The sequence below is a fragment of the Ruegeria sp. P8 genome, from assembly GCF_056534665.1.
The window spans coordinates 1-23,400 of the sequence record NZ_JBQERC010000026.1; the positions used below are offsets into that span (position 1 = coordinate 1).

Consider the following 23,400-nt stretch of genomic DNA (forward strand, 5'->3'; position numbering starts at 1 on the left):
CGGCGAAGACGGCAACGCCGAAGTCGAAGCCCGCGTCCGCGCCCAGGTCGCAGACCTCTGCAACCGTTTCCCCATATACCCAAACCTGTAAACGTTTAAAACGAAAAGAAAACGGCGCTCTTGAAGCGCCGTTTTTTGTTGTTTGAGCGACCGCTTCGACAGAAGGAGATCAGGTCAAGCATCAGCTTGGCAGCCTTCTGAAAGTCAGATCAAATCGCGCCACCACAGAAAGACAAGCAGTAACGCTGTCAGAGCCAACAGGTTGAAAGCCAGCCCCCCCAGCAAACCAAGGAACCAGCCCCATCTGCGATCCGCAAGATTGATGCTTCCCAGATGGTCCTGCACCACGTCCGACGCCCTGACGAGCTTGGGAGTATCCAGAATCAACCGCATCTTCGGGTGCGACGCCATCGCCTCGGACCGGGCAAGCACCATGGCCTGCCGGTACACCCGGCGCGGCAGGCGTCGTTTTGCCTTGCGAATGGATGCCTCTAGCGTCTTGTCGCGCACGCCAAGCTTGGCACGCAGCAAGGCCACCGTCTCGGCGATCCGGGTCTGAATGTCTGGGTCCTGAGGCATTGGCTCTCTCCTGCCGCCGCAATCTAGCCTGCACCACAAAGACCTACAATGGGGCTGGTGATCCGCTGTAGGCGCTTGTATCACGCAAGCTATGCTGAACACGATTGTACATGGCGAACCGACCGCCCGCCCACCGCTGGTAATAGCACACGGCCTTTACGGATCTGCTCGGAATTGGGGCGTCATTGCCAAAAGGCTTTCAGACGAACGGCAGGTTGTGGCGGTGGACATGCGCAACCATGCTTACAGCATGTGGGACCCGAGCCACGATTATCCCCATCTGGCACAGGATATCGCCGAAGTCATAGAACAGATCGGCGGCGTGGCGGATGTTCTTGGGCATTCCATGGGCGGAAAGGCTGCCATGACCCTGGCCCTGCGGCACAATGGGTTGGTAAACAAGCTGGTGGTCGCCGACATCGCGCCGGTTCAATACGCGCACAGCCAAATCCAGTTCATCGAGGCCATGCGGGCTGTTGATTTTTCGCGCATCACCCGCCGGTCGGATGCGGAAATGCAACTGGCCGATCAAGGCGTTGAAAAAGCGTTGCAAAGCTTTTTCACCCAATCGCTGGATATCAAGGGAAAACGATGGCTGCTTAATCTGGATGTTCTTGCAGCCGAGATGCCAAAGATCATGGGCTTCCCCAAATTGGACGCCACATGGGACGGCCCCGCCCTGTTCCTGTCGGGCGGGGCGTCGGATTATGTCCTGCCGGAACACCGCCCTGCAATCCGCTCGCTGTTTTCCGGCGCGCGTTTTGCCAAAATACCCGGAGCCGGGCATTGGCTGCACGCCGAAAAGCCACGTGAATTCGAGGCGGCGGTCAGGACGTTCCTGAACGCCTGATCAGGCGCCCCGGTACAGCCGCCGGGCTACCATCCAAGACACCGGAGCAGCGATCACCGCCCCAGCAACTGCGGCACCGACAATTGCGCTGACGGAAACCAATCCCGCAGACAGCACAGCGATTACGGCAGAACCAGAAATGGCAGTGGCGATCAGTGAATACAGCATGGCGGCAAGGCGAAACATGGTCGGGTGTTCCTTATGATGAGTTCCGGCCAAACATGTCTCGATTCGAATGTGTTTTGCATTGATTTGCATCAGATGCGGAAACCTGACGTTTCATGAAACTGTGATTTCGTGACTACCGTTGATCCGATCCGCCAGACCGCCAAGGGAGTGGAGCTTGTGAAATCCCAAGTCTTGCGCCGTCAAAGGTACACACCCTCACTTTCACGCTTTTCCCAAAAGGATCAGAACGCGACTTGAGGTAGATGAACCAACGGCCTTAGGCACCTAGGTTATTGCTCGCGAAACGCGCGCGACATGCTGTCCGACACAGGTTTGGCGATATAGGCCGCAAAAGTTCGTTCTTCGGTTTGGATCATAATTTCCGCGGGCATGCCGGGGGTTGGAACAAAGCCGCTGACCCGGTGCAGTTCGTCCGGGGTAAGTGAGATACGCGCCAGATAAACCTCTTTTGGAACGCCTGCCGCCTCTTCAAGCAGCGCGTCGGCTGAGATATAAAAGACTTCTCCGTACAGAACCGGCGTTGTGCGCTGATTGAGCGCGATCAGGCGGACAGAGGCGGTCTGCCCGGTTACCACACTATCAATCTCGGTGCGTGGGATTTGCGCCTCAATAATCAAGGGCGCATCGGCGGGCAGAATTTCGGCAATGGGTTCGCCCGTTTCGATTACGCCACCCGGCGTATGGTAATGCAGGCGAACTACCGTCCCGGTCACAGGCGCCCGCACCACGGCCCGGTCCAGAACATTGCGGGCCTGACGGGATTTTTCGCGCACGCTTTCCAGATCGGCCTCGACCACGCCCAATTCATCCAGTGCAGCCTCGCGATAGGCGGATCGGGTGCGCGTAATCTGTTCCTGGTATTTTAGAAGCATCTGATTGATTTCAGCGGCCTCCGCCTGCAACCGGGCCTGCTGCCCCTCGGCTTCGGCCTGCACACGCCGGATCGTGTTCAATTCGCCCTTTCGAACCAGCCCTTTCTGGAAAAGCTGGTTTTTGGACTCGTACTCTTCCTGCAAGATCTCGGCACGTGTGGCCATGCTTTCCAATTGGGCTTCAAAGCCACTTGCCCGGATTTTCAAAGCCTCCATATTGCGTTCCAAAAGTGCCACATCATTCAACAAGGTCTTGCGCGACACGTCAAAGCTGAGCATTTGACCGTCGAGAATGGCCATGACTTCCACGTCTTTAGAGGCCTCGACCAGATCTGGTGTAAAAACCAGACGATCCCGTTCCCCATATTCCGCCAGCAACCGCTCGGTCATCGCCTGCAAGCGCAGTTTGCGGATGAACAGCTCACGCTCATTGGCCTGGGCCGAGGTCTGATCCAGCGTCATCAGCACCTGACCTGCCTGAACCGATTGCCCTTCGGTGACCTTGATGTCTTCGATGATCCCGCCTTCAAGGTGCTGGACAATTTTGTTGCGCCCGGTGGCGACAAAGCTGCCCTGCGCGATGACCGCCGCCGCCAGCGGGGCGCTGAAGGACCACACTCCGAAACCGCCAAAACAGACGACCAGCATGATTATACCGATGACAATGAAGCGGTTGATCGAGCGCGGAACTTCCGCATACCAGACGTCAGGTTCACCGGCAGAGTGCCTTACGGGTACGAGGTCATTCATTGTCAGCCTCCCTGTTGCCCTTCAATTCCGGTCCGTTTGCGCGGCCCGTTGATCTGCTGAAGAACCTGCTCGCGCTGACCGAACAGCGCGACGCGCCCATCGGTCAGCAACATGATCTTGTCGACCACATTCAGCAGGGTCGGTTTCTGCGTGATGACGACCACGGTAATCTTGCTTTCGCGCGCCTGTTCAATGGCACGCGCCAAGGCTTTGTCCCCGGCAACGTCAAGGTTAGAGTTCGGCTCGTCCAGCACCACCATTCGTGGATTTCCAAAAAACGCCCGCGCCAGCGCAATGCGTTGTTTCTGTCCACCCGATAAAGGTGATCCATCAGCGGCCACCACGGTCTCATACCCCTGCGGCAGGGTCGCGATCATGTTGTGTACATCGGCTAGTACAGCGGCGTCGTGGATCTGTTCGTCCGTGGCATCGGCTCGCATCCGGCCGATATTGTCCTTGATGGTTCCGGGGAACAGCTGCACATCCTGTGGCAGATAACCGATGCTTTCGCCGAACTGGCGCGGGTCCCAGTTGCGGATATCCATCAGGTCCAGCCGCACACTTCCCGACGTGGGCAGAACGGACCCGACAAGGGTCTTGCCCAAGGTGGTTTTGCCCGCACCGGAATTGCCGATAATCGCCAGTGTTTCACCGGGGATGAGTGAAAAGGTAATCCCGTTCAGAACCACACGTTTGGTTCCACCGGGGACATAGAGCAACCGCTCAACATCCAACCGCCCTTCAGGTCGCGGCAGGCGCAACTTCTCATGTTGCAGGGCCGAGGTGGACAGCAGCGCCTTGATCCGCCCATAGGCCGCGCGCGTCAGCAGGTAGCTGTTCCACCCCTCAATCGAACCTTCGATGGGCGCAAAGGCGCGCCCGGCAATGATCGAGGCCGCGATCACCATGCCGCCGGTAATCTCTCCCTGCAGTGCCAGAAATGCGCCCCATCCCAAAATGCCAATCTGCGTCAGCAGACGAACAGCGCGCGAGATCGCCGCGAAGATCACGTTACGGTCCTGCGCGCGCACCTGCCAGGTCAGGGATTGGGCCGTGTCCCGCCCCCAGATCCGCACCGCCTCGGGGATCATGGCCAAGGCGTTGATGATCTGGCTGTTGCGCGACATGGAATCCAGATGCAGGTTCGCCATGGACTGCGCTTTGTTCGCCTCGGCAAAGGGTTTGGCTGTCATTTTCTGGTTGATCAGCGCAATCGTCATTAGGATCAGCGCCGTCACCACGACAATCATGCCCAGTTGCGGGTGCACGAGAAAGATCATCAGAATGAACAGAGGGGCGAATGGCACGTCCAGAAACGAAATCAAAGTGCCCGAAACTAGAAAACCGCGCAGTTGCTGCAAATCGCCAAGAGTCTGATATTCGCGCCCGTTTCCGTGCAACGACGCGTGCGCAGCCGCACTAAGCACCGGTGCACCTAAACGAACGGCAACCTCGACACCGGTTCGCATCAGCGTAAACCGCCGCACCGCATCAAATGCAGACTGAAAAATCACAGCCCCGGCGACGATCGCGGTCAACATGATCAGCGTATCCAAGGACCGGCTGGTCAGAACTCTGTCACTGATCTGAAACAGGTAGATCGGGATCGACAGGATCAGAATATTGGTCGCGCAGGTCAGCACCAGAACAAATGCCAGGTTACGCCGGATCGCCCGGATCGAATCCCGCAATGTGCGCTGGAAATCCTCGGGCGGGGTGCGCTTGTGAAAGGTTTGGGGTGGCCCGTTCCCGTCACCGCCGCCGGAATTTGTCCGCAACAGTGGCTGGTTTGCCTTGGCCTCGATCGTCGCGCCCATGTGATCCGCGCCGGACGTGCGCGCAGAGGGGGTCTTGCGCGCTGTCGTTTCGTCCGCGGTTGCGTGATCCGGGCCGTCAGCATCAGCCACCCCGTCACCACCGCCCGCAATGTCCTTGTCTTGCACGGGCTGCGGCGGCGCACGCCGATGGGGAGGTTCAGCGCGCGGTTGTTCACATGAGTGTTTCTGGTCTTTGGCCGGTTTCAACGTATCGTTTTCGACCGACCGGGTTTGATCTGGTTCAGGCACTCGGAACTCCTGCGTCAGATGCAGTCGGGTAGAGGCACCTGTGGCCCGATTTGCAGGATCTGCCCCCGGCTCGGTACCCTGACGCTTCAGACCCAACCCGCCTTGCCTGTCCAGCGGGCTGGATAAAGGATGGCGGCGCGACGAAAAAACAAACGACATTTAGAAACCTTCTGGTCACTCGGTAAAATTCTTGAGGGGATCAGGCCAGCATGGTTTGCAGGCCGTCGTCAGGTGTTGTTGGATCAAGAGCCGGGGCATTCAGCGCCAGAGCCGCATCCGGTTGCGCGACGGTCATGTCACCCATGATGGCGGCAATTGCCTCATTGGTCATCGCGGTAATCTCGTCGTTGTCCGGCATGTCGATCAGGCTGGCCTGATGCAACAGCAGATCGGAATACGAACCGTCACCTGCCATGACTGTCGAGTCCACACCCATCTTGGTCAGATGCGCGGAGTTCAGCATGGCATTGCTGCCTGCGACAACCTCGGCCCCGGCAGCATTCGGGCCCGACAGGTCAATATCATCCTGATCCAGCATCATCGTGACCTGATTGACGATGTTCACCTGCATAAGATCTCCGTCGATCCTGAGGACGCGCAACTGCTCCATCCCGGCGAACATCGGATCATTCAGAAGCGCGTCTTCCAACGCGCCCATGTCCATTTCCTGTATGGCCAGCGCGTCAGCCATATTCTGTTGCATATCCTGGTGAACGTCCTTGCCGATCGTTTTGACCGACGCGTCATTCATGAGCAGGTTTTCATCACCGTCCATCATCGACGCGGGTACTCCACCGTTGATGATGTCGTCATCCATAAGGGCCATGGACTGAACCAGCATATCGACTGAGATCATGTTTCCGCCGATCATGATCAGATCGTAATAGCTGCCCAGCTGCACGATATCGGCGACATTGTACATTTCGTTGTCGCCCAGCGCGTAAAGCGTGGATGTCGCTGAAATTTCGGTTTGAATGTGATCGATATCGGTAGCGTCAATAAGCTGGTTGATGAAATTCGCGACCACCAGATCGCCGTGAACCCAGTCCACAACAACATATGCGGGCTGGCCGCCTGTTCCGTCGGCGTTGTCCAGCCAGGCGGCCTCTTTGCCTTCGACTTCGATCACCGAAGACTGAACCAGGTTGGTACCGCTTCCGGCATTCATGGCACCCACGTCCCAATCGGAAACAAGCGCGACCTGACTGATGACCGTCAGATTGACGGCCTGCCCGCCTACAACAATGTACGGAGCATCCACCCAACCAATTGTCGCGGACACTGCATTGATCGCCAGATTGCCACCGGTCACCACCAGATGCCCGTCGTCAAAATCGGGATCCCTGGACTGATCCCATTCGGCAGGCCACGGCGTTTCCGCTTCATCGCCAGTCGCCTCATCCGGCTGATGGAAAGCGGGCAGCAGGTCGGTCCATTCAGGTGCTTCGGCCATGTGCTCGCCATTGACGATCACACCCAGGGCATCATCGCCATGGAACTGATACACGGTGACGCCATCCACATCCCCGTTCATCGGATTCAGCATCTGTTCGGCCAGTGCCTCGACCATCTCGATTGACTGGTAGTCCGCGAGTGAAAATGACGGGCTTGCCACGGCATGAAGGGACAACGCCATGTCCAGCATCTGCTCACCTTTCGCGATCAACGCGTCCGTGTCGCGAAATTCACCCTCGCCCACCGTATCGTTGTCACGCAGGAAAACCTTTTGCATGGTGTAACTTACCGCAGACCCCAACGGCACGTTGTCCGGCTGCAGAATGACGAGTGTGGGAACGGATGATGGTCCAATCGTGTCGTCTGGGACAAAACGCTCGGAAACCGGCCCATCTCCACCAAGGATGATCACCGATTCATGTACAGGCCCCTTCGGCGCATCTGGTAGCGGCAGGTTAGGTTGAGGTGGGGCAAAATTGTATGGGAGGAGATTGTACTCGCCCACCGGGATATCAAGATCGGCCCTGATATGGATCGCAGCAGGATCGTCCAGCCCGTCAATTTCGGCTTTTCGCCTCAGGGCAGTGAATTCATCATACTGGTCCCGCAGCCGGGCCTGTTCGATCGTAAGTTCAAATGTTCCAACAAAATGCGCTATCGTTTCCGTAATTGCGTCAAGGGCCATGTCGGTCATCCTTTTTCACCCGCACCGGCCAGAATTTCCGCTTTGGGTTCAGTTGGGCCGGGGCCACTGCACGCGGCCCCGGCATTTTCGAAAACAGCGAGGCCCGATAATGCGGGCCCCGCCTTTTGACTTATGCGTCGTTGTCGTCGCTTGCGTACGACGAAGTCATCGAACCACCGACCATGGTCGTATCGACCGAGTTGCCAAGCACGTTGGCCCCCATGACAATCGACTGGTTAAAGGCCGAGGTGTCGACAACAGCCGCTGCCGAGGCATAGGACTCGCCGGTCACGATGCCATCGCCACCGTTATTCGAACCCCAGTTGCCAGCGTTGCCGCCTGCACCACCGTCACCCGAATAGGCACCAGCCGCGCTGCCGCCCGTGATGGTTCCACCCATGGTGTCACCGGACATGGCTGTGCCGGTCGAGTATCCGCTGGCTCCGCCATTTGCGGCGGACGCGCCACCGGCACCACCGGCACCCGAGTTGGCCGCACCGGTCGCATCGCCGGAACCGGTCGATGTGGCATCGTTATCGGACATGCCCGAACCACCGTATCCGGCGATAGCTTCGGCCAGGCTGTCGGCGGCGCCGTTTGTATCGGCATCACCGAATACATCCGCCGCTCCGCCATCACCGGCGGTATTGGCCGCATCAGCAGACCCGGCACCGTTGCCCGAAGACGTGGATGTGGGCGTCGTTGTGCCGCCTGCTCCGCCGTCACCGTCTGCTGCAGACGTACCAGAACCCGCTGCGTCCGCTGTGCCGTTGGCCGAATTGGATCCGCCATCACCACCGCTGCCATCCGTGTTCTGCGAATTGCTGGACGCACCGTTCACGTCACCCGGGCTTTGGTTGATATCAGGCCCGCTTGCGGACTGGTCGCCAACACCCTGCGCATCCGAATCCGCGTCGGCGGTTCCACCGGAACCATCGCCGCCCGAACCGTCACCGCCTGAGCCATCGCCACCAGAGCCATCGCCGCCCGAACCATCGCCACCGGTTCCGTCACCGCCGGTTCCGTCACCGCCTTCGCCCGCTTCGGCATCAACCATGCCTAGCTCTTCCTGCAGGGCCATGATTGCAGCTTCGACCATAGCGGCAAATCCGCCTTCGCCGTCACCGCCGGTACCGTCACCGCCTGTGCCGTCGCCACCGGATCCTTCACCACCGGTCCCTTCGCCGCCAGAGCCTTCACCGCCGGTGCCAGGTCCGCCAGTTCCATCAGCCGAGCTGTCTGCACCACTGTCAGCGCTGCCCTCTGCTGCGTTGCTGCCGGCAGTCGCATCATTGGCTTCGGTTGTGCTGTCACTGGAATTCGACGACGAACCGTCTGTCGAAGCGCTGCCGTCACCACCGTCGGAACCTTCGGCGTCTACGTCATTGCCGGCCAGACCAAAGCCCGTGCCGCTCGAGTCGGAATCGCTGTCGCCGCCATCGGCGCTGCCCGAGGCATTCGAGCCAGACAGACCAAGGCCCAGTCCCAGACCAAACGAATCTGCGCTTCCGCCGTTACCGCCGGTTCCGTCACCGTCAACGCTTGTGCTGCCGTCGTTGTCAGCAGAAGACGAACTGTCAGCGTCGCCGCCGTCGCCGCCGGTGCTGTCACCGTCAGCCCCTGCGCCGGACAGGCCGACACCAATGCTGGCGTTATTTGCGTCACCGGTATCACCACCTGCGCCGCCACTCGAATCCGCGTCGGCGCTGCCGGTATCGCCACCGGCACCAAACGCATGGCTGCCCAGCGTGGTCGAGTCTGCCGAACCACCATAGCTGGTACCACCGTCGCCCGAATCTCCACCGTTGGACTTGACGCCGATACCTTCTTCAGCGTTGGCGGTACCGCCATAGGCGCTACCATTCTGATAGAAACCGGAATTGTTCGAAACTGACGCCGATTCCAGCGTGTCGTCATCGCTCAGGCTAGCCACCTGACTGTTGACGGCCGCCATCGCGGTTCCCGCACCATCCATTGAGATATCGACATTCATGTCATCGCCAGGATCATAGTTCAGATCACGGCCTGCAGTGATTACGTCGCCAACCGACGCGTTATCTCCGAAGTCCAGATCAACCTGATCATCATCGCGCGGAATCCACTCTCCGCCACCAAAGTCGATATTGATCGCATTGCTGTTTGAGTTGTCGTTGGTGTTATCTCCGGCATTGAGCGTCTGGTCCTGATCCTGACCTTGATCCTGATCCTGACCCTGATCCTGACCTTGGTCCTGGCCTTGTTCCTGACCCTGATCCTGGCCTTGATTTTGGTCTTGGCCCTGATCGTTGGAGTTTTCGACATTCTGGTCCTGCTGCTGCTGTTGTGCAGTCAGATCAGCTTCAACAAACGCCTCATCAATCGGGATTTCAACATTTACCGGAGCTTCCAGGTTTTCGACATTAATTTCGTCGACGGTTGTTACGTTTGTATTATTCACATTACGTCTCATGACAAATTCCTATTTCTGGAACGCCAGACCGCCATTCATCTAAAAAGCGGCATCAAGCGAGATTGAAACAAAAATACCCGCGCAGCACTTGAACGCGCTGAAAGCGGTCTGTGGAAGTTTCTAAATGGCCACCTCCTTTCCCGGCTAAGCCGAAAGCGCGACGGTTCATGAAGGTTGCTTAAATACGCAATGACCGGCGCGACAGGGACAGGCGCTTCGACAATTGAAGCCCAGCCATGTTCGCAGCGACGCACGCCCACGCCTAGCTAGTCGAAAGTTTTGAGGTAGTTACATCATTGTTTTTATTACTTTCTTTTAGAAAGCGCCTAAATTTGCGTACGCCTGCCCCGCATGACCTACCCATAAAAAGTCGCAACAAAATAATTCAATTGTTTCCGCTGGTTGCACAAAAATCCAAGCGGAAACCTAACCGAAAGTTCTATGGTACGGACTATGGAAGCACTCCTCCCGGTTGTGGAAAACCATGCTTTCGAGTATAATAAAATTTAATTACCTATTTGATTAGTTAACTATTTCAGACCACCAGAATTCAAATAAGCAATTTTTGGTTGACCCCGTTTGCGAGGGAATGTGATGAGTGCGTCATTGATGGATGAAACTGCCAATCAGGATCTTTATTCAGAAGATTTTTCGGTTGTCTTTATTGGAAAAGAATTATTCTACTCCAATCAGACCCTAAGAAGCGTTCAAACTGAATTCGGAGTTCGCGCCCGACGGTTTGAAACCCTCGAAGCCATGAGCAGCCAAGCGCCCGGTTGCAGCAAGATCGTTGTTGTTGATCAGATGATGCTTGAAGACCTGCTGGCGCGCCCAATGGCCTATACCAAAAGTACCGGATCCGGCTGTCTTGCCTTTGCCTATCGCAAAGAAGAATCAGCCCGGCATATGTTTGAATCCTGGGATCGCGCGCAGTTCGGCGAAGTTGGATTTCTGCCGATGAATGTGGCGCCCGATGCTTGGCGTGCCATCCTCAGGCTGCTGATGCATGAAGAATTGTACCTGCCCAGTTTCCTTGCCGATTGCGTCGCCTTTCCAGGCCAGCACACTCGGGACATCCCGGACCGACCCGTGACAAGTGCCACAAATGGTGGCGACCAGCAGTCGCGGTACCTGAAGCTGACGCGTCGCGAAAAGCAGGTCCTGCAACTTGTCTCGCAGGGCAAAAGCAACAAGTTGATTGCGACCAAGCTGGGAATTACGGAACATACGGTCAAGCTGCATATGCACAACGTGGTTGGTAAGATCGGTGTCAGCAACCGCACCGCTGCCGCACATTTCTATTACGAGGTTGCGCCGCACGATGCGCAGCAATCCGCCCTTGACTGACACGTTCGAAGCCCGGTTCGATCGCCTGATCCTTCTGGTTGGCAGGCTGAACTATATGTGGACCAACACCGAAAGCTTGCTGATCCACCTGATCGCGGGCCTTTCCGGAACGTCGAAAGACGTGGCCGTCATTATTTTCCTGACCTTGAACACAACCCGCGCGCGTATTGATCTGGTCGAACGGCTTGCCAAGATGGAGGGAAGACCCGCGCAGGTTCGTGACCCGATCCTCGAACGCACGCAACGGCTCAGCAAGCTTTCAGGCATTCGAAACAAGTATAACCACTGCATCTATTCATTCGATCAGGAAAGCGGAAACCCGAAAACAATTCTGATGCGGATTTCTGACCGTAAGACCGATATCAGACTGGGGCGCTCGGACACGGTAGATGATGATGCGCTTCGCGAAATCGAGACAGTCGTCAATCAGCTTTCCGCCGCGAACCAGGACATCTGGAGGCTGATCCGGGAATTAGGGTATCCGGTATAGTCCTAGTCATGAATATGACGCCATGACGACGTAGGCTGCGTTTCACTGCATTTGCGATACCGATGACGCGCAAACCGGGCGGCGGAATGCAGCTTTCGAAAGCGCCTGGTGCGGGCGGTGGGACTCGAACCCACACGGGCATACGCCCTTCAGATTTTAAGTCTGATATGTCTACCATTCCATCACGCCCGCACGGCGCGGCCCTTTCGGACTGTGCAACGTCCTTACAAGCACAACGAGATGATAACAATGTGCTTTGACCCGCAGGATTGGGAAAAATAGACGGCAGCGCTGGTGAAACTCAATTGCACCCAACGGTACCTCCATTGTCTCACTTGGCTTTGGTGCGGTCCGACATATCCACAGGTCCGATGCATCGGATCAACTGAAGGTACTTCTCCAAAGAGCAGGTGCTGTCAGAACCGAACCGTTTTCCGTTCTATCCCAAAAAAGAAATCGTCAGGGCGCTGGCCGAAAAAACTCCCGGCATCATCACATTATAATCCTCTGGTTATCAAGAACTCGAGCTGAGTCTGCCATCCATTTGCATGGCCGATTGGAGCGGCAGTATGGTGCGCAGAGTATGATTATGTCTATCGCCCGGGCTCGCAGGCGCTGCGAAAGTCTGGTCTAACGGGCGGAACCCAGCGGAGTTTTGGCATGGCCAATGTCCGGAAAGGGCCTGTGCAAACGCTTCGACTTACTTTGAACGCCTTGGCACAGCGTTACCGCCCTTATTTGCCGCAGCGCGTGCACGGTTTTTCTTGCTGTTGGGCTTACTCTTTGGCGGTGGCGGGCCTTTTGGGCGGCGGTCAAGTTTTTTACTCAGACCACTGCGGTTGTCGTCATCGCGTTTGGGCTTGGCTTCAACTTTGGCCTTTTCAAGGGGCTTGGACACCGTCTTTTTCCGCGCTTTCGCAGGCTGCGGCTCGACAAGTCGGCTCGGTTTGCGTGCAGTCTTTTCCAGACCTTTCTTGCCTTTGGCAGCCCGGTTAAAGCTTGTCTTTGCTGAGTTCGACAAATCGGGGGCTGAATCCAACTGCACAATGTCTTTTGTACCCTCGATCTTCATTTCCGGCCCAATCGCCTCCAAAAAACCGGCGACGCTGCTTTCGCGAATTTCGATATAGGTCTCGTCGTCAACGATACGGATCGCACCGACATCGGATTTTGTGATGTTCCCCGCCTTGCACACCATAGGAAGTAGATATCGCGGAGACGCATTTTCGTTGCGCCCTTCTGACAGCGAAAACCAAACACTCGGACCAAAAGGTGCGCTCTGCTTTGGCGCCGCTTCCTGAATGTCGTTTAGTTCTTCCGGAGCGGAATGCGCCGTGTTGTATTGACGGACATATGCCGCAGCGAGTTGTTCTGGCGAGAACCTTTCCACCAGTTCGTTGACTGACTGCCGCTCGGTCTTTGTTATTTCAGAGCACCAGTCCTCCGATCCGAACATCCGTTGCAGGTCTTGCGCTTTGACCTCTTCAGCGGAGGGCGCCGCACCCCAATCGGCCGTGAGTTTAGCGAATTTCAACAGCCTTTGGGCTTTTTTGTAAGAAGCCGGTGCAACGATCAGTGTGCTGACACCTTTGCGCCCTGCACGTCCAGTTCGGCCTGAACGGTGCAAAAGCGTTTCATGACTGCTGGGCAGTTCCGCATGGATCACCAGATCCAGATTTGGCAGATCAATTCCGCGCGCCGCGACATCGGTCGCTACACAGACGCGGGCCCGTCCGTCACGCATGGCTTGCAAGGCGTTTGACCTTTCGCCTTGGGTCAATTCCCCGGAAAGAGCCACAACCGAAAACCCGCGATTGGACAGTCGGGCTGTCAGACGGCTGACCATGGCGCGCGTGTTGCAGAAAACGATGGCGTTAGGTGCCTCGTAGTAGCGTAGCACGTTAATGATAGCATTTTCACCGTCACGTGGAGCCACATTCATCGCACGGTACTCGATATCGGCGTGTTGCATCCGCTCACTGACAGTACTTACACGCTCGGCATCCCTTTGGTACCGGGCAGCCAAGGTGGCGATGGCGCGCGGTACCGTTGCCGAGAACAATAGTGTCTGGCGGTCTGATTGCGTTTGTTCGAGAATGAATTCCAGATCTTCACGGAATCCAAGGTCGAGCATTTCGTCAGCCTCATCCAACACGACGGCGCGTACGGATGCCAAATCAATCGAGCCGCGCATGATATGATCCCGCAACCGCCCTGGTGTCGCGACCACAATATGTGCCCCTCGGGACAGCGCCCGGCGTTCGTCGCGCATATCCATGCCGCCAACGCATGAGGCAATGAAGGCCCCCGCATCCGCATAGAGCCACCCCAGTTCTCGTTTGACCTGCAGCGCCAACTCTCGCGTCGGTGCAACAACCAACGCCAAAGGCGCGCCTGCCACATCGAAAACCTGCGCATCGCTCAAAATTGTTGGTGCGATGGCCAAGCCGAACGCGATGGTTTTTCCTGATCCGGTCTGCGCCGAAACTAACAAGTCTCGTCCCTGCAAATCCGGTGCGGACACGGCCTCCTGAACAGGGGTCAGCGTGTCATATCCTTTACGCTTCAATGCGATTGCGAGTGTCGGGTTCATGGCTCAGCTCTCCGGAGTGATACGGTCACCCTCAGAGCTTCCGACACACGGGTCATAGTAGAAGCGCAGTCCATACTGCGAGGAGAACCGGATGTATAGATCGGAAAATGCGCCTCCCAATGAGCCTCCCCAACGGAACAGGTCCACACTTATGTTAAGGTGTCTGAAGTCAGCGCCTACCGGACAGATTTAGAGTTTTCATCATATACTCTTTAGCTGCTCGAAGTACGTGTGAATAAGTTTGTCGCCGCAATCTGTTGTTCTAACGTCGTGAACAACAGAAATGCGCCACTGCGCACCGGAGACACTTCTCTAGCTTAGCAAACGAACCGCAAAACGATTGTGAACCATAGAGCTACAGAGGCTGGTCCGCAGCAGACGTTCCTTTAGTACTTTCGTTGAGCCTTTTTACATCGACTTAGCCAAAAGCCAAAAAGTGATGGCCAAGTCCACGAAGACTTTTCTTTGAAACTCATCACTCATGCTTGATACCAATCCAATTTCAGCAGCCTGCACTTCTTTCAAATCTGGTAGCTGCTCAAGGAGCTTCCAGTCGCTAATCCCATAACAATCGTCCTAAACAAGTGTCTACAGGCCGAATATCAAACCCAAGCATCACTGTGGTTTAAGGTACTGAGGTTTGGATAATGCTTACGAACATCGTCGGGAACTCGCCTCCGAAAATAGTAAACACCGCCCTCTTTCTTCTGAGAAAAGAATTTGCTGAGATCATAACCGCTCCAAATTCAGCGATGGCTAGAGGCATAGCGTCGCCTCGTGTGTCACCTTCGAATCCAGAGAATGCGCTTTAAAACGCTTATATTTAAGAGATTTCAGTGATTTAATGGTGCCCCCACACGGACTCGAACCGCGGACCTACTGATTACAAATCAGTTGCTCTACCAGCTGAGCTATAGGGGCACTGGCAGTCGATTACTTCGTCCGACAGAGGACTGCAACCCTCATTTTTAACTCAAACTTGGGGATTGCCCGATTTCCTGAGAAAGTGCAGAAACCGCACGGTTGGTTCGTTGCAGATTTTCACGCGACGCAAAGACATAGAATGGGATGGACACAGCCCCTGAGAGTAAAAGGACAAAAGATGCAGGTAGTAATCCATGCCGGGGTCGCTTTCGCCGATGAAGGGCAAGTGCTGTCCTCGCTTTCGGCAAACAAGCAGGCCTTGGCGGATTGCCGTGCTGCGATCTTGGGACCGCGCGGCGGACGTCAGTTTGTCAAGGTTCTTTCTGATGCCCTTGCTCAGGATTTGTCTGATGCAGAAACACAGGACGGGCTGCACGCCCTTCTTCCGGATGATCCAAATGTTGATCGTGTCATCCTCTCTAACGACAAGTTCTTTGGCCCAACACGTTCTGCCCTTCAACATGGACAGATTTACCCTTTTGCCGGGCAGCGGACAGCCTATGTGCAGACCTTGCTGAACGATGCTCAGGTCGAAATATTTGTCGGTCTGGTGAACCCCGGTTTTTTCATACCCAAGGTCCTGATGTCGATCCATGAAGATCACCGGCAGGAGATTCTGACCAGCACCGATCTGAGTTGCCTGAGCTGGTTGAGCATGATCGAAGATCTGCGCGATCTTGCACCTCAGGTGCAGCTCACTTTGTGGAAGAACGAACATCTGCCACTGATTCTGGGGGATATCACGCGCGCAATGGCGGGCCTGCCCGGTGACGCTCCTCTGGTGGATGAATATGCGTTGCTGTCGTCGCTTCTGACTGAAACCGGTCAACAGCATGTTCTGGACATCGTGCGGGGCGGTGTCGGCCTCGACAAGGACACTCAACGCGAAGACCTTGCGCGGGTTTTGGAAGACTATGCCAGGCCCGATGAGGTCGAAGAAGAACTCGATCTGCCCGGCTGGAACGCAGACATCGTTGACGCATTTACAGAGCTTTACGAGCAGGATCTGGCAATCATCCAGACCATGCAGGGCATCCGGATGCTGTAACCCATCTGTCGCGTCCGCACCCTTACAAATGCCCTTTCGTTTGCCGGATGATCCAGTCCGCAAACGCTTGTACGGCTTCGTTCCTCTGCCCGGTCGGCGTTGCAATGAAATATGCGCTGCCCGAGGCATTCACCAATTGCCCGGTCTGGACCAGCGCGCCAGACGCCAACTCGGCCTCGATCAGGTAGGACGGCAAAATCGCAGCCCCAAGTCCGGCAACTGCGCCTTCGATCAGCATCGAGAACTGATCAAAGCGCATCCCTGGAAAAACCGCCCTGGCGTCAAGCCCAAGGCTTGCATGATACTCGGACCATAGCCCGGGCCGTGAGGTCAGATGCAACAGCGGCAGATCGAACACATGCTGTTCCTCGAAAGGCCGTTGGGCGCCCAACAACACGGGCGCAGCTGCCACGACAAGTTTTTCCGGGAATAGCTTGCGTAGCCGCGCACCAGGCCAATCTTCGTGCCCGAAGTGAATGGCAAGGTCCACGCGCCGCTCTTCCAGGCTGAACGGTGTCGTGTAGGAATGCAAATCCAGTTCGATCCCCGGATGCAGGTGCTTGAAATCCGGCAGTCTTGGCACCAGCCACCGTGTCGCAAAGGTGGGCAGGACCGCCAAGGACAGCAACGACGCACCGTCACCGGCCGCGATCGCACGATTGATCGTACCGTTCAGCCGCTCAAGGTCTCCGGCAAGTTCTTCAAACAAAGCGCGACCCGCTTTCGACAAGCGAACGGCACGCCCGACCCGGCGAAACAGCGTCACCCCCAGCGCAGCCTCAAGTTCACGCACTTGGCGGCTAACCGCGCCCTGCGTCACACCAAGTTCCTCTGCTGCCATGGTATAGCTTTCGTGGCGTGCGGCAGCCTCGAAGCTGCGCATGAGGGCAAAAGACGGAAGGGAGCTGATTCTGGGCATATCACTTATGAGTTTTAGTCACAGAAACGATACAAAACAGCGTATTTTTATCAAGTTACTTTGCAGATAGAACCTCAGTCATCTCCAGAGGAAGATTGACAGTGTTTCACCGCGCAAACCGACTAAACGGTATCGAATTGTCCGAAATCGTGCAGATTTCCGAGGCCGCCGCACGCTTGCGTTCGGAAGGGCGCGATGTTGTGGCATTGTCGACCGGTGAGCCTGACCTGCCCACCCCGCCCCATGTGGTCGAAGCTGCCCACGCGGCAGCGCTGGACGGCAAGACGAAATACCCGCCGACGGCCGGGGTGCCCGACCTGCGCGCCGAAGTTGCCCGGCAGGCCAAAGCCGAAGTGGCTCAGGTCATTGTGTCCACCGGTGCCAAGCAGGTGATTGCCAATGCCATGCTGGCCAGCCTGAACCCCGGCGACGAGGTCATCATGCCCGCGCCCTACTGGACCAGCTATTCTGACATAGTGCGGATGGCGGGTGGAACGCCCGTCATTCTGCCTTGCCCGATGGATCAGGGGTTCAAGCTTCTGCCGGAACAGTTAGAGGCCGCAATCACACCGCGCACGCGCTGGCTGATGCTCAACACGCCGTCGAACCCGTCGGGGGCAATCTATACACAGGATGAGATCGCCGCCCTCGCATCTGTTCTGTCCCGTCATCCACAGGTTTGGGTTCTTGCGGATGAGATTTATCGCCATCTCAGCTTTACTCCGTTTGTTTCAGTGGCCGACGCGGCCCCTGACCTTGCCGACCGTCTGTTGATCGTCGACGGTGTCGCCAAAGCATGGTCCATGACCGGATGGCGCATCGGCTGGGGGATCGGGCCGGTCGAGTTGATCAAGGCAATGGTGGCCGTTCAGGGGCAGGTTACATCGGGCGCCTGTTCGATTGCACAATGGGCCTCGCTTGCGGCGCTGACCGGCAGCCCGGACCTGTTGGAAGAACGCCGGGTCATTTTTACCGAACGCCGTGATCTGGTGGTTGCAGGGTTGAACACGGTTCCGGGGTTGCGCTGCGCGGCTCCCGACGGGGCGTTTTACGCCTTTCCTTCCTGCGCCGGACTGCTTGAGGATCAGGGAGGACCGTTCAAAAATGACGCTGACTTCTGCACCTGGTTGTTGGAAGATGCCGGTGTCGCTCTGGTTCCCGGTCGCGCCTTCGGGTTGCCCGGACATTTTCGCCTGAGCTTTGCTTATGCCCAAGATACAATTGCAGCGGGGCTTGCACGTCTCAAAGCCGCTGTAGAAAGGAAACTCTCATGAAACCACAATCCCGCCCCCAGCTTGGCCCTTTCACTTGGGATGACCCTTTTCTGCTGGAAGACCAGCTGGCCGAAGACGAACGCATGGTGCGCGATGCGGCCAACGCCTACGCGCAGGACAAACTGCTGCCCCGTGTGACCCAGGCTTTCGCCAATGAAGAAACAGACCCCGAAATCTTTCGCGAGATGGGTCAAATGGGCCTTCTGGGCACGACTATCCCCGAAGAATTCGGCGGCATCGGTGCCAGCTATGTCACTTACGGTCTGGTCGCACGCGAAGTGGAACGGGTCGACAGCGGTTACCGCTCGATGATGTCGGTGCAGTCCAGCCTCGTCATGTATCCGATCTATGCCTACGGAACGGATGAACAGCGCCGGAAATACCTTCCGAAACTGGCCAGCGGGGAGTCTATTGGCTGCTTTGGCCTGACCGAGCCCGATGCAGGCTCGGACCCCGGCGGCATGAAAACCGTCGCGAAAAAGACTGATGGGGGCTATGTCCTCAACGGGTCAAAGATGTGGATCTCGAACGCGCCCATTGCTGACGTGTTTGTTGTCTGGGCCAAATCAGACGCGCATGACGGCAAGATCAAGGGTTTCGTTCTTGAAAAAGGTACACCCGGTCTTTCAGCTCCGAAGATCGAAGGCAAACTGTCGCTGCGCGCCTCGATCACGGGTGAGATCGTGATGAACAATGTCGAGGTCGGGGAAGATGCTCTGTTGCCGGGTGTCGAAGGTCTGAAAGGGCCGTTTGGCTGCCTGAACCGCGCACGATACGGTATCGCCTGGGGATCGATGGGCGCAGCCGAGGCCTGCTGGCACGCCGCGCGGCAATACGGTCTGGACCGAAAACAGTTCGGTCGCCCTTTGGCGCAAACGCAGCTGTTCCAGCTGAAGCTTGCGAACATGCAGACGGAAATCGCCTTGGGCCTTCAGGCCGCTCTGCGCGTGGGTCGTCTGATGGACGAAGCCCGCGCAGCGCCGGAAATGATCAGCCTGATCAAGCGCAACAATTGCGGCAAGGCACTTGAGGTCGCACGCCACGCACGTGACATGCACGGCGGTAATGGCATCAGCCAGGATTTCCACGTGATCCGCCACATGGTGAATCTGGAAACCGTGAACACCTATGAAGGCACGCATGATGTTCATGCCTTGATCTTGGGTCGCGCGCAAACGGGCCTGCAAGCCTTCGCCTGAGGACGACAAATATGGATCGCGCAACCATTGTGCATGACAATTTCCTGCGCCGGGTTGCGGCACGGGATTTTCCCGATGGCGCGACGCCGTCTGGCCCACTGACAGCGTCCGAAGCGGTCGGGCTATATCGCGCGCAATGTCTCAGCCGCGCGTTGGACCGCCAAAGCCGGGCAATGCAGAAAGCCGGTCAGGGGTTCTATACCATCGGTTCCTCTGGTCACGAAGGGATGGCCGCCGTGGCGGCAGCCTTGCGCCCGACGGACCCTGCTTTTCTACATTACCGCGACGCTGCGTTTCAGATCGCCCGTTCGGATCAGGTGCCGGGGCAGAGCCCGACATGGGATATTCTGTTGTCCTTCGCTTCATCCTCTGATGATCCGATCAGCGGTGGGCGGCACAAGGTGTTGGGGTCAAAGGCGCTTTGCATCCCGCCACAGACCTCGACCATTGCCAGCCACCTGCCCAAAGCAGTCGGCGCGGCTTATGCAATCGGGGCAGCCCGCCGTCACAAACCCGAACATGCGGAAATGCCGGACGACGCCATCGTCTATTGTTCCTTTGGTGATGCCTCGGCCAACCATTCCACTGCGCAAGGCGCATTCAACACCGCGCAGTGGACGTCTTACCAGTCGGTTCCCCTGCCACTGCTGTTCTGCTGTGAGGACAACGGGATCGGAATTTCGACCAAGACACCACAAGGCTGGATTGCCGCAACATTCTCTCATCGACCGGGACTGAAGTATTTCACGTGTGACGGGCTCGATATTTTCGAAACCTACCGTGTCGCACAAGAAGCCGCCGCCTATGTCCGCAGCCGCAAGAAGCCCGCATTTCTGCACATCCGCACGGTGCGCCTGTATGGCCACGCCGGGGCAGATATGCCCACCACCTACTTGCCAAAATCCGAGGTCGAAGCCGAAGAGGCGAACGACCCCCTGCTGCACTCCGTCCGTCTGCTGGAACAATCGGGTGCGATGCAAGCGGATGACGCCCTGAAGGTATACACCGACACCTGCGACCGCGTCGCCCGCATCGCCGACAAGGCGATCACCCGCCCTCGCCTGAAAACCGCGGGTGACGTGATGGCCAGCCTGATCCCGCCCGCACGCCCCTGCGCCCCTACCAATGGCCCGACACCGGAACATCGGGCTGAAGTTTTCGGCGGCGACCTCAAAGCACATGCTGAACCCCAAATCATGTCGCGCCTGATCAACTGGGCCCTGAGCGACCTTATGCTTGCACACGGTGAGATCGTGATGATGGGCGAAGATGTCGGACGCAAAGGCGGTGTCTATGGCGTGACGCAAAAGCTTCAGGCCCGTTTCGGACCCGACCGGATGATCGACACGCTGCTGGACGAACAGTCGATTCTGGGCCTAGCCATCGGGATGGCTCAGAACGGGTTTACGCCCATGCCGGAAATCCAGTTCCTGGCCTATCTTCATAACGCCGAAGACCAGTTGCGCGGCGAAGCGGCCACCCTGCCCTTCTTCTCGAACGGTCAGTACACCAACCCGATGGTCGTGCGCATCGCCGGGTTGGGGTATCAAAAGGGTTTTGGAGGACATTTCCACAATGACAACTCGGTCGCTGTATTGCGCGACATTCCGGGGCTGATCCTGGCCTGCCCATCGAACGGTGCCGACGCCGCGCGGATGCTGCGTGAATGCGTTCGCCTTGCGCGTGAAGAACAGCGGCTGGTCGTGTTTCTGGAACCCATCGCGCTCTACCCGATGCGGGACTTGCACGAAGCCGGAGACTCAGGCTGGATGCACACCTACCCCGACCCATCTGAAAGGATCGGTTTCGGCGAGGTTGGCGTGGATGGCGACAGCGACGATCTGGCGATCGTAACCTTTGGCAATGGCGTCTACCTCAGCCATCAGGCGCGCAAACCGCTGGAGGCCGACGGGATAAAAACCCGGATCATTGATACGCGCTGGTTGTCGCCGCTGCCCAAAGACGCGCTGACCCGCGCCGTAAGCGGCGCCAAGCGGATATTGATCGTCGATGAAACCCGGCATCACGGCGGCGTGGCCGAGGCCCTGATGGCCCATTTCCACGAAACCACTGATGTGCCGATGGCCCGTATTACCGCCGAAGACAGCTTTATCGCCACCGGCCCGGCCTATGCCGCGACCATGCCATCGAAAGACAGCATCGAGGCCGCAGCAAGATCCCTGATGGAGACGGGCAAATGAGGTCTGCGAAACAAACCGCTGTTGTCATCTGTCCGGGACGCGGCACCTATAACAAACCCGAATTGGGGGTTCTCGGCCGGCATTTTACCGACAAGGCGCTGCTGGCACATTTCGACGACATGCGCCGCGCGCAGGGTCAGGAAACCCTAAGCGAACTGGACGGCGCGCCCCGGTATTCCACGGCAAAGCACACGCGCGGAGACAATGCCTCGGCCCTGATCTATGCCGCCACGCTGAGCGATTTTCGTGCCATTGATCCGGAAAAGGTCGACGTGGTGGCTGTGACAGGAAACTCGATGGGCTGGTATTCGGCCCTGGCCTGCGGGGGTGCCTTGACCGCCGAGGCTGGGTTCGAGGTTGTCAACACCATGGGAACACTCATGCAGCAGAGCCTGATTGGCGGCCAGTTGATCTATCCTTTCATGGATGCCGACTGGCAGCCGAACCCGGCACGCAAGGCCGAACTGCTGGCTCTGGTCGCTGAGATCGACGGCACCGGCGCGACCCTCACCCTGTCAATTGATCTGGGCGGGATGCTGGTTCTGGCCGGGGATGAAGCTGGGTTATCCGCCTTTGAAAACAAGGTGCCTGTGGTGCAGGAACGCTTTCCGATGCGGCTGGCCAACCACGCAGGGTTTCATTCACACCTGCAACGCCCAGTTGCCGAAGCCGGTCGCACCCGCCTTGCCGCAGATCTGTTTCGGCAACCCAATTTGCCCATGATAGATGGCCGCGGTCAGATCTGGTGGCCCGGCACCTGTGATCTGGACGCGCTTTGGGACTACACCTTGGGTCACCAGGTGACCGAAACTTATGATTTCACAAAAGCCGTATCACAGGCCGCGAAAGAGTTTGCACCCGACATGTTCATCGTCACCGGACCGGGAACCACACTGGGCGGGGCTGTCGCGCAGTGCCTGATCCTGAGCAATTGGGACAAGTTGCAGGACAAAGCAAGCTTTCAGACCAGCCAACGCGAAGACCCTTCGTTAATCTCGATGGGGATCGAGGATCAACGCACACGTGTGACCTGATCTTGTACACCCTTGCGGTTCGTCCAGTGCGAACCGATCTATCGCGGGCACCCCGCTCCACTCTGTGCACCGAACCATTTGTTCAGATCCCACCCGAGCAAGCGCCCTGCATTTCAATTCCACGATTCCGGAACGGAAAAGATGACGGAGTGCTAGGCCTTAGACGGCAACTACTGTCGAATGCTCCGGGTCAAATGGCATCTTCACGCAAATCAGGACACTTTCGGTCAAGCATCTTGCAGACGAGCCAAAGGCCCAGACATTGAACGCTAAGCGTTTGATATCCAGCACTCATTTCTCTGACTTAAATGGTGCCCGGGGCAGGAATCCAACGTTTACATACCAACCTGAAATTCAAGCTTGTTGGGAAAACCAAATGGGTCGATATGGACCTGTCACGTATTCGTGCCGCTCCAAGTGCTCGTTTAAGCCACTTTCCTTTCGAAAGCGACGGGGCTTTTCCAGCCTAAGGCCGA

17 protein-coding genes and 2 tRNA genes are annotated in these 23,400 nt (G+C 57.2%); 8 read left to right on the forward strand and 11 right to left on the reverse strand.

Going from position 1 to position 23,400, the window contains the following annotated elements; genetic code table 11:
* Nucleotides 1-204 precede the first annotated feature (204 nt).
* Nucleotides 205-579 (reverse strand): hypothetical protein, encoded by a 375-nt coding sequence (locus ACR0BZ_RS18555; protein ID WP_209507997.1) that lies wholly within the window; start codon nucleotides 577-579, stop codon nucleotides 205-207.
* 91 nt (nucleotides 580-670) lie between these two features.
* Here ACR0BZ_RS18555 and ACR0BZ_RS18560 point away from each other — a divergent pair, with 91 nt between their 5' ends.
* On the forward strand, nucleotides 671-1,429 hold the full coding sequence (locus tag ACR0BZ_RS18560; protein WP_480920963.1) for an alpha/beta fold hydrolase: 759 nt from the start codon (nucleotides 671-673) through the stop codon (nucleotides 1,427-1,429).
* Here ACR0BZ_RS18560 and ACR0BZ_RS18565 read toward each other — a convergent pair whose 3' ends face one another.
* The 5 genes from ACR0BZ_RS18565 to ACR0BZ_RS18585 all read right to left on the reverse strand — a co-directional run bounded on the left by ACR0BZ_RS18565 (nucleotide 1,430) and on the right by ACR0BZ_RS18585 (nucleotide 9,883).
* Nucleotides 1,430-1,615 (reverse strand): hypothetical protein, encoded by a 186-nt coding sequence (locus ACR0BZ_RS18565; protein WP_480920964.1) that lies wholly within the window; start codon nucleotides 1,613-1,615, stop codon nucleotides 1,430-1,432.
* A gap of 272 nt (nucleotides 1,616-1,887) precedes the next feature.
* On the reverse strand, nucleotides 1,888-3,240 hold the full coding sequence (locus tag ACR0BZ_RS18570) for an HlyD family type I secretion periplasmic adaptor subunit (protein ID WP_480871567.1): 1,353 nt from the start codon (nucleotides 3,238-3,240) through the stop codon (nucleotides 1,888-1,890).
* A 2-nt stretch (nucleotides 3,241-3,242) separates the two neighbouring features.
* A complete protein-coding gene (locus ACR0BZ_RS18575) occupies nucleotides 3,243-5,465 on the reverse strand; it encodes a type I secretion system permease/ATPase (RefSeq protein WP_480920965.1) in 2,223 nt (740 codons plus the stop codon).
* A 40-nt stretch (nucleotides 5,466-5,505) separates the two neighbouring features.
* Nucleotides 5,506-7,446, reverse strand: coding sequence for a type I secretion protein (locus ACR0BZ_RS18580; RefSeq protein WP_480920966.1), 1,941 nt, complete (start codon nucleotides 7,444-7,446; stop codon nucleotides 5,506-5,508).
* Nucleotides 7,447-7,576: 130 nt separating this feature from the next.
* Entirely contained in the window at nucleotides 7,577-9,883 is a 2,307-nt protein-coding gene (locus ACR0BZ_RS18585) for a hypothetical protein (protein WP_480920967.1), read from the reverse strand.
* 768 nt (nucleotides 9,884-10,651) lie between these two features.
* On the opposite strand from ACR0BZ_RS18585, the gene ACR0BZ_RS18590 reads away from it, so the two are divergent.
* Both ACR0BZ_RS18590 and ACR0BZ_RS18595 read left to right on the forward strand, forming a co-directional pair.
* On the forward strand, nucleotides 10,652-11,242 hold the full coding sequence (locus ACR0BZ_RS18590; RefSeq protein WP_480920968.1) for a helix-turn-helix transcriptional regulator: 591 nt from the start codon (nucleotides 10,652-10,654) through the stop codon (nucleotides 11,240-11,242).
* A complete protein-coding gene (locus ACR0BZ_RS18595; protein ID WP_480920969.1) occupies nucleotides 11,235-11,732 on the forward strand; it encodes a hypothetical protein in 498 nt (165 codons plus the stop codon). Before ACR0BZ_RS18590 ends, ACR0BZ_RS18595 begins: the two co-directional genes overlap by 8 nt.
* Nucleotides 11,733-11,838: 106 nt before the next feature.
* Here ACR0BZ_RS18595 and ACR0BZ_RS18600 read toward each other — a convergent pair.
* The 4 genes from ACR0BZ_RS18600 to ACR0BZ_RS18615 form a co-directional block, all read right to left on the reverse strand.
* Nucleotides 11,839-11,924: transfer RNA gene (locus ACR0BZ_RS18600), tRNA-Leu, on the reverse strand.
* 508 nt (nucleotides 11,925-12,432) lie between these two features.
* On the reverse strand, nucleotides 12,433-14,325 hold the full coding sequence (locus ACR0BZ_RS18605) for a DEAD/DEAH box helicase (RefSeq protein WP_480920970.1): 1,893 nt from the start codon (nucleotides 14,323-14,325) through the stop codon (nucleotides 12,433-12,435).
* Between the two features lie 602 nt (nucleotides 14,326-14,927).
* The gene (locus ACR0BZ_RS18610) at nucleotides 14,928-15,071 is read right to left on the reverse strand and encodes a DUF6538 domain-containing protein (RefSeq protein WP_480484539.1); all 144 of its coding nucleotides are present in this window, start codon (nucleotides 15,069-15,071) and stop codon (nucleotides 14,928-14,930) included.
* 99 nt (nucleotides 15,072-15,170) lie between these two features.
* Nucleotides 15,171-15,246: transfer RNA gene (locus tag ACR0BZ_RS18615), tRNA-Thr, on the reverse strand.
* A gap of 181 nt (nucleotides 15,247-15,427) precedes the next feature.
* Here ACR0BZ_RS18615 and ACR0BZ_RS18620 point away from each other — a divergent pair.
* On the forward strand, nucleotides 15,428-16,297 hold the full coding sequence (locus ACR0BZ_RS18620) for a hypothetical protein (RefSeq protein ID WP_480920971.1): 870 nt from the start codon (nucleotides 15,428-15,430) through the stop codon (nucleotides 16,295-16,297).
* A 22-nt stretch (nucleotides 16,298-16,319) separates the two neighbouring features.
* Here ACR0BZ_RS18620 and ACR0BZ_RS18625 read toward each other — a convergent pair whose 3' ends face one another.
* Nucleotides 16,320-17,216 carry a LysR substrate-binding domain-containing protein gene (locus tag ACR0BZ_RS18625; protein ID WP_480920972.1) on the reverse strand — a complete coding sequence of 299 codons (897 nt, stop codon included), beginning with the start codon at nucleotides 17,214-17,216 and terminating at the stop codon, nucleotides 16,320-16,322.
* A 101-nt stretch (nucleotides 17,217-17,317) separates the two neighbouring features.
* On the opposite strand from ACR0BZ_RS18625, the gene ACR0BZ_RS18630 reads away from it, so the two are divergent.
* The 4 genes from ACR0BZ_RS18630 to ACR0BZ_RS18645 are packed head-to-tail and all read left to right on the forward strand — an operon-like array spanning nucleotide 17,318 to nucleotide 22,924.
* A complete protein-coding gene (locus tag ACR0BZ_RS18630; RefSeq protein ID WP_480920975.1) occupies nucleotides 17,318-18,490 on the forward strand; it encodes a pyridoxal phosphate-dependent aminotransferase in 1,173 nt (390 codons plus the stop codon).
* Nucleotides 18,487-19,689 (forward strand): acyl-CoA dehydrogenase, encoded by a 1,203-nt coding sequence (locus ACR0BZ_RS18635; RefSeq protein ID WP_209508024.1) that lies wholly within the window; start codon nucleotides 18,487-18,489, stop codon nucleotides 19,687-19,689. Before ACR0BZ_RS18630 ends, ACR0BZ_RS18635 begins: the two co-directional genes overlap by 4 nt.
* Nucleotides 19,690-19,700: 11 nt before the next feature.
* Nucleotides 19,701-21,890 carry a dehydrogenase E1 component subunit alpha/beta gene (locus tag ACR0BZ_RS18640; protein ID WP_480920973.1) on the forward strand — a complete coding sequence of 730 codons (2,190 nt, stop codon included), beginning with the start codon at nucleotides 19,701-19,703 and terminating at the stop codon, nucleotides 21,888-21,890.
* Nucleotides 21,887-22,924, forward strand: a complete 1,038-nt coding sequence (locus ACR0BZ_RS18645) for an ACP S-malonyltransferase (RefSeq protein ID WP_480920974.1) — start codon at nucleotides 21,887-21,889, stop codon at nucleotides 22,922-22,924. Before ACR0BZ_RS18640 ends, ACR0BZ_RS18645 begins: the two co-directional genes overlap by 4 nt.
* Nucleotides 22,925-23,400: the final 476 nt, after the last annotated feature.